At 43.3% G+C, this 14202-nt stretch carries 12 protein-coding genes; 2 read left to right on the plus strand and 10 right to left on the minus strand.

All coding sequences use genetic code 11. The features are described 5' to 3' along the window. Nucleotides 1–894 (minus strand): SDR family oxidoreductase, encoded by an 894-nt coding sequence (locus IEW05_RS24045; RefSeq protein WP_188542421.1) that lies wholly within the window; start codon nt 892–894, stop codon nt 1–3. A 137-nt stretch (nt 895–1031) separates the two neighbouring features. Here IEW05_RS24045 and IEW05_RS24050 point away from each other — a divergent pair, with 137 nt between their 5' ends. After that, the gene (locus IEW05_RS24050; RefSeq protein WP_188542422.1) at nt 1032–1988 is read left to right on the plus strand and encodes a helix-turn-helix transcriptional regulator; all 957 of its coding nucleotides are present in this window, start codon (nt 1032–1034) and stop codon (nt 1986–1988) included. 75 nt (nt 1989–2063) lie between these two features. Here the strand turns inward: IEW05_RS24050 and IEW05_RS24055 are convergent, their stop codons facing one another. Both IEW05_RS24055 and IEW05_RS24060 read right to left on the minus strand, forming a co-directional pair. Beyond that, nucleotides 2064–2717 (minus strand): TVP38/TMEM64 family protein, encoded by a 654-nt coding sequence (locus IEW05_RS24055; RefSeq protein WP_188542423.1) that lies wholly within the window; start codon nt 2715–2717, stop codon nt 2064–2066. Between the two features lie 174 nt (nt 2718–2891). Further along, complete coding sequence (locus IEW05_RS24060; protein ID WP_188542424.1) at nt 2892–4652, minus strand: alpha-glycosidase; 1761 nt, start codon at nt 4650–4652, stop codon at nt 2892–2894. Between the two features lie 317 nt (nt 4653–4969). Here IEW05_RS24060 and IEW05_RS24065 point away from each other — a divergent pair, with 317 nt between their 5' ends. After that, complete coding sequence (locus IEW05_RS24065) at nt 4970–5500, plus strand: DJ-1/PfpI/YhbO family deglycase/protease (RefSeq protein WP_188542425.1); 531 nt, start codon at nt 4970–4972, stop codon at nt 5498–5500. A 69-nt stretch (nt 5501–5569) separates the two neighbouring features. On the opposite strand, the gene IEW05_RS24070 is transcribed toward IEW05_RS24065, so the two are convergent. From IEW05_RS24070 to IEW05_RS24100, 7 genes are all read right to left on the minus strand, one after another. Beyond that, nucleotides 5570–5767, minus strand: coding sequence for a hypothetical protein (locus tag IEW05_RS24070; protein WP_188542470.1), 198 nt, complete (start codon nt 5765–5767; stop codon nt 5570–5572). A 106-nt stretch (nt 5768–5873) separates the two neighbouring features. After that, entirely contained in the window at nt 5874–7136 is a 1263-nt protein-coding gene (locus IEW05_RS24075) for an alpha-L-fucosidase (protein WP_188542426.1), read from the minus strand. A gap of 198 nt (nt 7137–7334) precedes the next feature. Then, complete coding sequence (locus tag IEW05_RS24080) at nt 7335–8723, minus strand: ABC transporter substrate-binding protein (protein WP_188542427.1); 1389 nt, start codon at nt 8721–8723, stop codon at nt 7335–7337. Between the two features lie 157 nt (nt 8724–8880). Beyond that, nucleotides 8881–9717 carry a carbohydrate ABC transporter permease gene (locus IEW05_RS24085; protein ID WP_188542428.1) on the minus strand — a complete coding sequence of 279 codons (837 nt, stop codon included), beginning with the start codon at nt 9715–9717 and terminating at the stop codon, nt 8881–8883. Nucleotides 9718–9729: 12 nt separating this feature from the next. After that, nucleotides 9730–10662 (minus strand): carbohydrate ABC transporter permease, encoded by a 933-nt coding sequence (locus IEW05_RS24090; RefSeq protein ID WP_188542429.1) that lies wholly within the window; start codon nt 10660–10662, stop codon nt 9730–9732. Nucleotides 10663–10863: 201 nt separating this feature from the next. Then, nucleotides 10864–12450 (minus strand): response regulator transcription factor, encoded by a 1587-nt coding sequence (locus IEW05_RS24095; RefSeq protein ID WP_444543958.1) that lies wholly within the window; start codon nt 12448–12450, stop codon nt 10864–10866. Continuing rightward, a complete protein-coding gene (locus tag IEW05_RS24100; protein ID WP_188542431.1) occupies nt 12450–14162 on the minus strand; it encodes a cache domain-containing sensor histidine kinase in 1713 nt (570 codons plus the stop codon). The genes IEW05_RS24095 and IEW05_RS24100 overlap by 1 nt, the downstream gene beginning before the upstream one ends. Nucleotides 14163–14202: the final 40 nt, after the last annotated feature.

Below are 14202 nucleotides of genomic sequence, written 5' to 3' on the forward strand. Positions count from 1 at the left end.
TTAGTTAATGCTTAATCCCTGCTTCTTGGCATAGTTTCCCCAATGCGGCCTGCGACCATCAATATCGCTAAAGCCGTATTGGTCGGACAGCCCCCAACTCGTCAGCACTTGCCCTGTTTTCGCAAATACATTGGGGTCAGCAGCTAATGCAGCAATGCCTTGCCCGACAAAATATGGTGTTTCTGATTCAATATAATGTGGTTCCTGTTGTACAGCATCTCGCCAATTGTGTTCCTCCACGCCGAAATGCTCAAGCATCTGCTCTGACCTCAGAAAACCCGGTGTTACGGCAAGAGCTGTAACATGATGTGGACGCAATTCCTCCGCCATAGCTGCAGCAAGATGAATAGGAGAAATTTTAGCCAAGCTATAATATAAATTACCCCGATAGTTGTAGGTCTCTCCGTCGGTTATTTCAATGATCAGTCCTTGTTTTCGTTCGACCATCATAGGGGCACCATAATAACTCGTAATTAAATGTGTCTTAACGGCACGTTCCTGCATAAGTAATGCATCTTGTAAGGGTTGTTCCCAAAATGGTGTATTCCAATGGGTTAGAGATTCCCCGCCCCAAATATCGTTAACCAGGATATCGAGTACACCCTCTTGCTCTTCGTTCACCCTATCAAAGAGAGCTTTAACTTCTTTCTCAACCGTATGGTCTGTACGAACCGGGATACCCACTCCGCCATGTGCAGTTACCATTTCTGCTGTCTCTTCAATCGTCTCCGGGCGATCCAAATCAGAACGATGTCCACGTACGCTTCGTCCAGTACAATATACTGTTGCACCTGCAGCCCCCAGCATGACTGCAATCCCCCGCCCCGCTCCTCGCGTGGAGCCCGCTACTACAGCAATTTTACCTTGTAAAGGTTTCTTGTTCGTATTATTCATAACTTTACCTCCCAATGATTTAATCCCTAAAATTTCATCAATACAACTGTAGTTTAGCAAACCATATATGACATCTTCTGTCGTATATGTATGATACAATGAGCTTAAATTGGACTTGGGGGAAGGAGATTATTCATTTGCGAGCTGATCGATTGCTAACCATATTACTACTACTACAAAATGGTGGTAAAATGACCTCCCGTAGTCTAGCAGAGCAATTGGAAGTATCGAATCGAACCATCATTCGTGACATGGAAGCTCTGTGCGCTGCAGGACTACCTATATATGCCGAACGTGGCGCAAATGGTGGATGGGTCTTGGATGAGAAATATCGAACCAATTTGACGGGTATGACTCCAGAAGAGATTGTATCTCTGCTCATCTCCAGCCATGATAGTCTGTTAAGGGATTTGGGCATCAAGCGACATTTTGACGCTGCCTACCAGAAGTTGTTGACCTCCTCGCCTGTAACAATCCAGCAGGACGCCGAAATCATTAGACAACGGATTCATGTTGACGGCTTGAGTTGGCATCCGTCAGATGAATCCTTCCCTTATTTATCTGTGATACAGGAGGCTGTTTGGAGTGATCGGCAACTATTCATTCGTTATCAAAAAGAACATGAACAGGTTGAGCGAGTAGTGCATCCACTCGGCCTTGTTGCTAAACGCAAAGTATGGTATCTAGTTGCGGATACAAATCAAGAATTGCGAACTTATCGGATCTCACGACTATTGGATGCCCAGTTACTCATGGATACTTTTCAAAGACCCGCGAGCTTCAACTTAGCACAGTATTGGGAACAGTCTACTGAACAATTCAAAGCAAGGCTTCCGCGTTATCCAGCGTTAGTTAGATTAACCGAGCAGCAGTTATCTAGGATCCAAAGGGATAGATATGTCAAGATTCTTCATTTCGAGTTCGAGGAAGACGGATGGAGAAAGGCTCAAGTGGAATTCCACACGCTGGAATCGGCATGTCAATTGGTTCTAAGCTGCGGTCAGGAGATGGTGGTGTTAGAGCCGTCAGAACTTCGTGACAAAGTAATTTTGGAAGCCAAAGCTATCTGTGCGATCTATCAAAGTAATCTGTAAATTGAACGGTTCGTTCGATGGCCAATATTCTAAAACATAAAAAAGGCAACGGCTGATTAGCCATTGCCTTTCTTGTTATATTTGTTCTGTAAATGCTTGTGCTTGCTGCTGTTGTTCAAGCAATGTGTCTTTTCGCGTCGATGTATAGTAGGCTTGTAGCTTTCTGTTCAACCATAAGGAAAAAGCAATAAATCCTACAACTCCAAGGAGCTTTAATGGCTGGGAAGCAAAATCTGAAATATGAGTTCCAATATAGGATACACAGAACACCATGATCCCTTTACCCAGAGCTACCGCGATTATAAAGGAACGAATGGACATACGGGATAGCCCCGCTGCCATGTTAATCACTACGAATGGACCAACTGGTAACATGCTCAATAAGAATACAAAACTAAATCCATTCCGACGAGCCCATACCATGGCTCGCTGCACCTTAGGTTTTCTCTCCCACCGTTGTAAAAAAGCAGACGAAGCTACTTTACGTATGATTAAGAATGTTACAAGACAACCTGCTACTAATCCAATCCATGAATATAAAAATCCCATCCACATACCATAAATGGCTGCATTCGCACCAACAATCAAAATTGTGGGCAATGGGGGAATAAAAGATTTCATAAACGTAAGGAAGATCCCGGGAAGAGGCCCCAAGGACCGGTATTTATCCAGCAAAAGTTCTAGGTTTGGCTCGGTAAAATAATCCATTAAATCCACGATACCTTCCATTCATTCACCCGCTTTTTGTTAATAGTCATAATCAATTATATCCTTGAATCGCATCTCAAATCACTACAATATATTATCCATATATACGAGTTCAACAACCTCTTAAGGAGAAAAAAAGGTCGTCATGGCGATCCATTATAGGATACCACAACGACCAGGTGTAGACTAAATCTTTTATATGTCCGTATGAATAATCAAAAATTGCTTCGGTTGCAGTGTAAAGCTTAAGCCGTCCGAGTCAAGTTGTAGTGGTTCATGGGTCCAAGCATTCGTAATGTTCTTACCTACAGCTTGCACTGGTAGAATAATTTTCTTGTCTTCTGCCCCGTTATTCAGCGCAACGATGACTTTCTCATTCTCATAAGTTCTACTAAAGACGAGGTGATTTGAATCATTGTCGGCCTCCACAATGGAATACTGTGCATTCCCAGTAAGCGGTCCCAGTGTCTTTCTAAGCTGGATCAGGCGTTGAACAAAAGCTAATAAATCAGTGTCCTGTTGATCCTTCTCCCACACCATGCATTTACGATAGTAGGCAAAGTCATCCCCATCTCCCGTTAAGCCAATCTCATCTCCGTAGAAAACACAAGGCGATCCCGGATAGGTCATCAGAAGTAAGAAAGTTAACTTTAGCTTTTCCGTATCTTCTCCGCACAATGTCAAAATTCTAGCAGTATCATGACTACCGAGTAAATTAAACATCACTTCGTTTACATTTTCGGGATACAGATGGAGATGCTTCACGATTTGATCCCCATACTCACGTGCCCCTATTTTATTCTTAGCGATAAAGTCATTCGTAGCTTCCGTGAACGGATAGTTCATAACAGAGTCCATTTGATCACCTTGCAGCCAAGGCATCGCATCATTCCATATTTCAGCTATGATATAAGTTTGATCATTAACCGATCTTACAGTCTTCCGGAACTCCCGCCAAAATTCATGGTCAATTTCATTACCAACATCCATACGCCAGCCGTCGATATTAAATTGTTCAATCCAATATTTTGCTACACCAAGCAAATATTGTTTCACTTCAGGGTTGCTCGTATTTAATTTGGGCATTTCCGGAACAAAAGCGAACGTTTCGTAGGAGGGAAGTTCGCCCTCCTCTACTGCATGCTCATAGATATGGAACCAATCTGCATATGGGGATTTAGCTCCATTTTTCAGTACGTTCTGAAACGGCTCGAATTGATACCCAGCATGATTAAATACCCCATCCAGCATGACACGGATCCCGCGCTCGTGACAGACATCAACTAATTTCTTGAAGGTCTGTTTATCTCCAAACTGCGGATCGATCTCCATGTAGTCTGTCGTATCGTATTTGTGATTGGTCGGAGATTCAAAGATAGGATTTAAATAAATACCATTTATCCCTAGCTCTACGAGATAATCAATATGCTGGATGATCCCTTCCAGATCGCCTCCGAAAAAGCTATGTGGCTTAGGTCCATCCCCCCAAGCGTCGGTAACATTACTTTTACTCTCAGGATTACCATTAGCGAAGCGTTCCGGAAAGATTTGATACCATACCGTGTCTTTAACCCACGCCGGTGCATCAAATACATCGATGGCATTCAGATAAGGGAACCGGAAGAAACGGTTCTCTTTCTCATCTAATGTGAATCCTTTCTCACCGTATACGAGGCACTCCGTTCCGTCAGATACTTCAAATACATAGACAAACCGTTTATTCTCAGGTCTCATAGCGATGAACCAATAATCAAACAGCTCGTCAGAACCTGAAATCTCCATCGGTATTTTATCCGACAACATCGCATCCTCTGCCCAGCGATAAGGATCTCCATAAATCAATTTTACACTCTCAAGGTCACCTTTCTTACTACGGAGCCGAATATGCAGGGTATCTGCATCGTAGGCATAAGCATAATTGTTCTTGGGACGATGGTATAAGGCTTCTCTGATCATAATTCATTTCCTCCTGTCTAATTTGAATAAATCAAAAAAGAGCACACCCCCCGGAGATTGACGTGGGGTTGTGCTCTTCATCCATAAACGGTGGATAAAAAAGACATGCATTGCCCTTAAGTTTAGAAAAAGTTGTACACCTATAGAATAAAATCAATTGATGATTGTGTCAATATTTTCCTACATTTCGGCTCGCTGTGTATAGACATGGTCGGCTGAAAATAAAGTGACCTTAAGAAGTAGGCATATTCATTTTTCAGATAACCATGATAGGGGTAATGTACCTGTAACTTGTAATATGAAAGGTGAGTGACATTATGGTACAAGCGAAAAAGGTTGCTTTCTTATTGGCAGATGGCTTTGAGGATTCTGAAATGAAAAACCCATACGATGAAATGGTGAAGAACGGGCATGAAGCCGTTATTATTGGATTAAAAGATAAGGAAGAATTGAAGGGTAAAAAAGGAACGATTAGCTATACGTCACATTTGGCTATAGCAGATGCAAATGCGGATGATTATGACGCTGTTATTATTCCCGGTGGCAGTTCGCCCGCTCACTTAATGAACAACAAGGATATACAAAATTTTGTACAACAGGCGAACAAAGCAAACAAAACCATCGCAGCCATCTGCCACGGGCCGCAAATATTGAGTGCTGCAGGCTTGCTTGAAGGTCGGACATTAACTTCCTATCCCGGACTAGCCTATGAGATTAAGGAAGCTGGCGGGTTTTTCGTAGATCAAGAAGTCGTCGTTGATCGTAATCTAGTAACATCACGCAGACCAGAAGATGAGCCAGCCTTTATTAGCGAAACGATTAAGAAGCTTGGTGTGAATGCTTGGTAACCGTTAATAACTTAAGATCACGACAAAGCCCTATACCTGATAAATAAGGTATAGGGCTTTGATTCATTCTTATAAAATCTCTGCGTTCTTCAATGCATGATCCCAACTCGGAAAATAAAACAAAGCATTCCGCATTAACTCAGGGTCAGTTTGCTTTACTTGCTTTTTACTAACCGCTTCTCCATTAGAATGAAGTCGCCTAATTCGATTAATAACCTCATCTGCACCAAATGTAGCATCCAATGCACTCACCTCTTTCCTGTTCAAACCTCTACATCCTATTTTTCACAATAGCGGTTCGTTTTATACGATTAGGAGGTGTTCATAACATGCACCATCGGTTCAGGTCATTCAACGTCGTTGCCATATCAACTTATTTACAATAAAACAAGGCGAATCGTCTTATCATTGGACGCTCAAATGCTTCGAGCACCGTTAATCGTACCTTGTCGGCAGAGATCGGCGTAAACCTGTCGATCTTTTTGTGCCCGATTGCACTCCCATGGATAATCTCCATCCATTGGCCATCGGAGTAAACCTCAATGATATAGTCCCGTACCCGCTCTCCAAAAGCAATGTCTTCCATAGTGATAATATGGTCGATAACGAGACTCTCTGGCAACTCAATTTCAATCACTTCACCCTCACCCGTTATTTCTGCAAGTGAATGATCGAATCGGCGATGTATCTCATCCCCAAAAGCAATAACGCGACTCACATCCGCCTCAGGTATAAGTCCCCGGTTGTCCGGCGCTAAATTCAATAGTAACGTTGCCCCATGGCCAACGGACCTGTAATAGATATCCATTAATTGCTCCAATGGGAGCAGTAAATGTTCCTCATCTGGATGCCAGAACCATCGATCCTTGCGAATGGGTACATCGCATTCGGCTGGTACCCAGCGGGGTGTCCCCGTTAGCCATTTCAAAGATGCTTCACTAAACATACTCTCGCGGTCGGATTCAGCTGCATTCCAGCAAGGGTAAGGGGCAAGCCCCTCATTCCCTACCCAGCATATGGTTGGTGTTCCCATATTAAAAACCATAGCATCCGGCTGATACTGCTTGACCAAGTTCATAATTCGTTTCCAATCATATTCTCTACCTTCTGAGCCTACCCCATCAAACCAGATCTCAACGAGTGGGCCATAACCCGTTAGCAGCTCCTCTAATTGATTAGCATAGAAATTATCATACGCCTGCGGATCAGAGTAACATGGTTCATGTCGATCCCAAGGGGATAAATATATACCAAATCCAATTCCCTCTTCGCGGCAAGCATCCGCACAATCCCGTACAACATCTCCTTTCCCATCCCTCCAAGGACTAGAGCTTATCGAATAATCGGTCGTTGAGGTCGGCCAAAGACAGAAGCCGTCTTGATGCTTGGCTGTGAGCACGAAGTAGCGAAATCCTGCTTCCTTGGCGGTACGTACCCACTGATGAGCATCAAGCTCAACCGGATTAAATAAGGACGGCGAATCATTTCCCTCGCCCCACTCCTGATCACAGAACGTGTTCATTCCAAAGTGACAGAACATTCCCAGCTCAAGATCCTGCCATGCTAATGTCAATTGCTCTGGGCTTGGTATGGTCATAAGATAATCCGATTGCTGCTTATTCAATTCATTATTCATCTTTATTCACTCCTTTATATGATTTCTGTTGTATTAAGTACGACTAGATACGTCCCCCAGGCCCAGCAGCAAATGTATATCGATAAAGTTATCATTTATAATTAGATAAAAAGGGCCGTCTCATATGTTCAAAAGATCATTGAGAGGGCCCTTGCATGTCAATTGCAATTATAATTTTACTATCTAGCCAGGCTCGTATTATTCAACGTAGCCTTTCTCGTTGATGTACTTCGTCGCTTCATCTACCATCCACTTCAGTACATCATCAAGCGACTCATTGCTAAGCATAAATTTGCTGAAACCATCATCGATAACTTTCGTGATTTCTGCATTAGCTTTGGTCATTTTCGCACCAGCATCAAGGAACTTAATGTCATCGCCGAACAAAGAGTATTTGAGTGAATCCATATCATACATGTCTTCATGGCCAGCAACCAACTTGTTCAACAACTCTTCGTTGTTCGCTTTCTTGTAGCCAGCGAATTCTTGTCTGCTTGGTGAATCTGCTGTAGTCATGAATCTCATCAGCTTATAAGACTCTTCTTTATGCTTGGAAGTAGCACCCATTACAATTTGCGAACCACTAGTGAAGTATTTGCCTTCATAATCTTTAGGTTCAGCTCCTGCCGGAGGTACTGGTACCGGCGCAAACGCAGTCTTGAAGTCATGCGGATATTGCTCTGTATTACCTGGATCCGCAATAGTAAAGTTACCAGTAAGAATCATAGCAGCTTCTTCGTTGAAGAACTCTGTACGATAAGCAAGCTTAGCAGCGAGTACGTCTGAATAAGGCTTAGCCGACTTGTCAAGGGTCTCCATATCTTTACGTAATTGGAAGAAATATTTATACGATGGATCAGACAGGATCGTTGAACCGTCATCATACACGAACGGGTCCTTCATCATTGTCTGAGCAGGAGCGTTCATGTAAAGCTCCCAAGTATGGAAGTAAGTACCATAACGTTTATCAACGCCTTCGCCTTTCGTCAACTTCTTCGCATATTCACGGTAGTCATCCCAAGTCCATCCGTATTTAGGAACTTCAAGACCAACTTCATCCAAGGCATCTTTGTTCATCATAACGTAGTTGATGCTCTTGGTATATTGCATGCCATAGTACTTATCGTCAATCTTAGCATTAACCCAGTATTCATCTTCAGGTTTAACGCCTTCCTTATCATAGAACTCATTCAAAGGTGCGAAAGCTCCGCGACCTGAGCGTTCAATAGCAGAGCCCAAGCTTGACAATTGTACTACGTCAACGGATTCTCCAGAGGAGATCAAGAAGTCGAGTTTCTTTTCCATTTCAACAGAATCACCAGGTACAAGAATGACATGCTCAACCTTAATGTCCGGATTCTGTTCCATGAATTCCTTCAGCATTCCATCTGTTCCAACCGCTTGAGCATCGTTATCCCAGTTGTAGTACTTGATCGTAACCTGTTTGTCAGATTTAGTATTACCGGAATTGTTTGCGCCCGATGTTGCATTTCCGTTACCAGATTTTCCGCATCCGCTTAAAATCAAGCTGATGGTAAGAATCGTACCGAGAATGATCGAAAAACTTCTTTTACTCTTGTGTTTCATCTTGTTCCCCCCGCACTGAAGATTTTTTTTGTGTAGTGCTTGTACAAGTCTCATTATAGGCGGTTGCCTCGAAGGCCTAGTGCAAAATTTTGATGTTATAGGATTACATTTTTGACTTTTCGATAGCGCTTTCTTTCTTGATAAGGCTGATCAGAGATCAGCCTTTCACGCCACCAAGTGCAATTCCGTTAATAACCTGTTTCTGCAGAGCGATGAACACGATCAGCAGTGGAATAATTGCTGATACAGCTGCTGTCATCATAATCGCATAGTTGTTTGTGAAGTCATCACGGAACAGTGTCATTCCAAGTGGAATGGTGTACAGATCCCTGTCCAGTAAGAAAATGAGCGGATTCTGATAGTCATTCCAGGTCCAGATGAATTTGATAATAGCTACGGTTGCCAATACCGGCTTACAGAGCGGCACCATAATGGACAAGAAGATTTTCACATGACCTGCGCCATCGATTCTTGCTGCTTCAACAAACTCATCACTGATGCCGATCATAAATTGCCGAAGTAAGAATGTAAAGTAGATCGAGAACATGCTCATAAATATAATCGCTGCATGTGTGTTATAGAGCCCGAACCAGCGAACCAGCAAGAAGCGCGGAATTAATGTCGCTTGATCTGGAATAATCATGAAAGATAAAAGTCCCAGGAATACGAAATTTCGTCCTTTAAAATTGATTTTTGTTAAAGCGTAAGCCGACATCGATGAGATAATCAGCGTAATAATAGTTGTAATAATAGCGATCTTAAATGAGTTGAAATAAAATTCATAGAAGGGAACCTTCCCCATCCAGACTGTCTTAAAATTATACGCTACATTGATCTTCTCGGGAATCCATTGAATCGGAAAGCGCATTACGTCCTTCTCATATTTAAATGCTGCCGATACCATCCAAACGAGAGGTATTAGGAATACGATGGACAGAGCACCCATGAAGACGGTGATTATCGCTTTTGACATGTTTTTTCTAATTAGCTGCATTTGATATTCCCCCTAGTCTTCATTTCTCATTTTCCAGGTCAGTGCTGTAATTATGCCGATAATGCCAAATAGCAACCAGGAAATGGTGGAAGCATAGCCCATGTTATGGTATACGAAGCCCTCCTCGTAAATGCGGTATACCAGTACCATGGAAGAGTTGTTCGGACCACCTTCGGTCAGATACGCGATGACGTCGAACACTTTGAACGAGCCGATCAGCATCGTAATCAACAAGAAGAAGGTTGTTGGACGCAGCATAGGTATAGTGATTGAGAAGAATTTCTTCAAAGGTCCTGCTCCGTCAATATCTGCTGCTTCATACATTTCATTGGAGATGTTCGTTAGACCAGCCATGTAGATAATAATGGTGTAACCGAGGCTCGCCCATGAACTGATAATGGCAATCGACAATAATGATGTCTTCGGATCAACCAACCATTTTGGTGGATTGGAAATACCGATATCCATCAAGAACTGGTTAATTGGACCGAGAGACGGGTGGAACAATGCGCTCCATACCGCGGCTACCGCGATAATCGACGAAATGTACGGAATGAAGAATGCTACTTTGAAATAATCTTTGAAGAAAACGCTGTTTTGAATGAGCACTGCCAGCACCAAAGCGATTGCAATCGGAATTGGTACGGTCAGTATCATATAGATAAGATTGTTCTTAACAGCTTGGATAATCGTCGGATCATGGAACAACTTCACATAGTTATCGAATCCGGTAAATTCAATTCCCTTCACACCGGTTAGTAGATCCCATTTCGATAAACTCAAATATAGGGAAAATCCAAGAGCAAATACATTAAGGAACAGCATACCGATAATTTCAGGCGTAAGAAAAAGCCAACCGATCAATGCTTCCTTGCGATGCGGAGTCCAAAATTTCTTACGTGGTTCTCTTTGGATGTCCGGCACGGGTTGTTTGACTACCTCCACGTTGTATCACCTCTACAATTAATAAGTTACCATTATAGTAATATATCCGTAGGTAACTAGAAGGAGTGATTATGACTAGGATTGTGCACGATTTTGACCTTCTAGTTATGTGCCGATGTTATGGATATACAGATCTTTTGGTAATACAAAAAGCGCGGTAAATTGTTCTACAATTTACCACGCCTTTTCAAGTCTATATGATTATTTGCGAGCCGTATGCTTGGCCTTATATTCACTAGGCGTTGTACCTACGTACTTCTTAAATACTTTAGAGAAATAGGTTCTGTCCGAATACCCCAGACCGATCGCCATCGATTCTAAGTTCTGATTGGACATCTTCAGCATCTTTGTCGCCAGCTTCATCTTGTACTGATGCACATAATCGGTAAAGGTCAGCCCAGTCATCCGCTTGAAAAAACGAGAGAAATAGCTCGGATTCAAATACAGATAACGCGCCATATCAATCGAAGTGATATTATCAGAAAGATGCTGCTCGATATATTGCTGAATGACCTGCAGCTTCGGCTCCTGAGTTGTACTCGTTCCCTGCTTGTCCCTACTCTCCGTAATCTGGACGAGCTTCCTCTCAATCAGCTCCATAGAGTCGCTTAATGTACGAGATGAGGTAAGATATTTGAACAGATCCTCTTCAAACTTCAAATTAGAGAACATCAGCTCAATACCCCGCAGCATAAAAGAAAGCTCCTTCGCAAAATCACTCGGTTCGATCATCGATTCCCGCGCATTTCTAGCGATCTCTAGCAGAATACTGTGTATACCGTTCAGGTCTTGCTTGATTACCGCCTGCTCCAGCTGCGACACGCAGCTATTTAAGAAACCTTGCGGAACCTGCTGGAAGATCGAGGCAGCACTCTGGGAAATATCGGTGATCGTGTACTCGGCTACTTCATAGAATTCCAATTTTCTATCCAAAATTTGCTGATAGACTGGCCCCACGGAATCCAGCTCCATTTTATCCGTTACCGATACAATACTAGGCTGAATCTTAAGGTAGTTAACACACTGAGAACGCAGCTGCTGCAGGAAATTGCTGAAATGCAGAGTGGCATTCTGAGCTAAGTTCATCCGGAAATTGTACAGAACCGCGATGTTGTCTTTTCCTAGAATAGGTGTAACTCCCTCAAAGGATTCAGACAGCTCCAGCGCAATGTTGTATATCGCGTACAGAATAAGCTGATATTCACTCTTTTTATAACGCTTATCGAAGCTGGCAAATTGTACATTCACGACCCCTAGTAGGAACCACGGATAATTCCATGAGATCCCGATTTGCGAAGCATACGCCATCGTCATCTCAGAAGGATCCCGGTCAATAACTCTTTTCAGTAAATCCTGCCGGAATAGCTGGCTGTTATAATTAGAAGTCTTCCAACGAATCAGACCGCTTCTGGACTTCAAGATCGTAACGGACTTCTCTAAGCTCTTCTGCAGCTGCTCCGCTGTCAGCTGGTCTTTGATGAGATAGTCATCCGCCTTAAGCTTGACCGCCTGCTGGGCATAATTGAAATCTTCATAACAGGTCAGGAAGATCACCCGTACATCCGGCTTCATCGTGCTAAAGCTGTCTGCCAGCTCAATTCCGTTCTTCTGCGGCAGGCCAATGTCTGTAATTACGATATCAGGCTGTACCTCTTCAAACATATGCATGGCCTTTACACTTGAATAGGTCGTCCCGACAATCTGCAGATTGTTCGCTTCCCAATCGATCATCTGCTGCAGAACTTTAAGCATGGGAACATCATCGTCGATAAGCATGACTCTATACATCATTCATTCCCCCCAGATAGAAAAACATGGTGCATCCCCAGAGGCAAATACAGAGCAACCAAAGTACCTTTCTGCTGGAGGTTACTGATCGTCATTGTAGCTTCCTCTCCAAAGGTCAATCTCAATCTCTGAACAACATTGATCAACCCTACTCTCTGATAAGTACCTTCCTCATCATCGTTGAACATGAGTCTGCGGTTAAGCCGTCCTAGCGTCTCTTCTTCTATACCGCTTCCATTATCCTCAATCTCAATCATGATTCCGCCTTCGGTATACCGCGAGCTAACTCGAATCGTTGGTGACGGATGATCCACAAATCCATGCACGATCGCATTCTCTACAAGCGGCTGCAGGATAAGCTTAGGTACGATCAGTTCTTTCGTCATAGGCTCCAGATCAATCTCAAGCTTCAACGGAATTTCACTGCGTATCTTCATAATATCTACATAGTGAGCGAGCAGCTTACATTCTTCTTCCAATGTGGTTGGTTCGTTCACCTTCAGATAAGCCCGCAGTAGACTTATAAGGGAATCAATAATTCCACTATGCAGCTTGTCCTGCTGTAATATGAGACTGCATTTAATCGAATTGAGCGTATTGATTAGAAAATGAGGGCGAATCTGCATAAACAGCGCTTCCAATTCCATGACTCGCTTCTGTTCCTGCTCCTGCTCGATATCATGGATTAACTGCTGCAGTTGATCCAGCATAATGTTCAGCGTATAGCCCAGTTCAGCAATTTCATCCTTGCCTTTGACCTCCAGCCGTACATCCAGATTACCGAGTCCGAATTGGCGAACGACCCGCTGCAGCTTATGGACCGGACTATGCAGCCTCTTGGCGACCCAGACCGAAGTCATCGAGAAGACCAAGAACAGCAGAATGACGACGATCAGTCCGGTATAAAACGTCCGAGAAATCTGACCAGACCATTCCCTCTCCGACGCCTCATAGACGAGCGTCCAGCTTGACTTGGAAATATTACGGGACGATCGCACATTACCATTCGGTTCCGTTTTAGCTAAGGACAATTCCGGATTCCCGGAGATCAACTCCCCCGAAGAATCGAACAACGCCACTTTACCGAATTCCACAGAACTTAATAGCTTGTTAAAATAGGATTCCGCAATCGAGACAAGCAGCACGGACACGTACTGCTTCTCCCGGCTATCATAGATAACTCTGGCTATATAGTAGCTTCTTTTGCCGAGACCATTATCAGCCATGCCAAGCCACTGCAGCTTCTCAGGCTCATTCAGATCCACTCGCTTCATCAACTGTGTCACACTGGCCTTCATCCCGGTCAAATCCTCCGTTCCAGAAGAAGAGACAAAATGCTGGCGGTTAACGAGATACATGCGAATATTGTTGTTCAGCGGCTTCGTGTTTATCAGATTGAATAAATCCTGAATTTGTGTAAACAGCAAATAATCGTTGTAATTATTGATTCGCTCCGTGTCAGCAAAAGACTTCAAATTGGCTCGTACATTGGCATCGTTTACAATAAAGTGAGAAGCAAACGTGACGTCATCAACAGTCTTGTTCATCTCCTCGGTCATTACGTTCAGGAAATTCTCATTACTGAGCTGCAGCTTCTCGACCATCGAACTGCGAATTAGCAAATATGAGACGGTCGAGACGACAATCAACGGGATGAAAATAAGAACTAGGAATGAAAGCTGAATACGTCTATAGTACGTTAGTTTGAACATGCACTCCCGCGCCTCTCTCACTCTTTTTCTTCTATATGTA

The sequence above is a fragment of the Paenibacillus segetis genome, assembly GCF_014639155.1.
Classification (GTDB): Bacteria; Bacillota; Bacilli; order Paenibacillales; family Paenibacillaceae; genus Fontibacillus; species Fontibacillus segetis.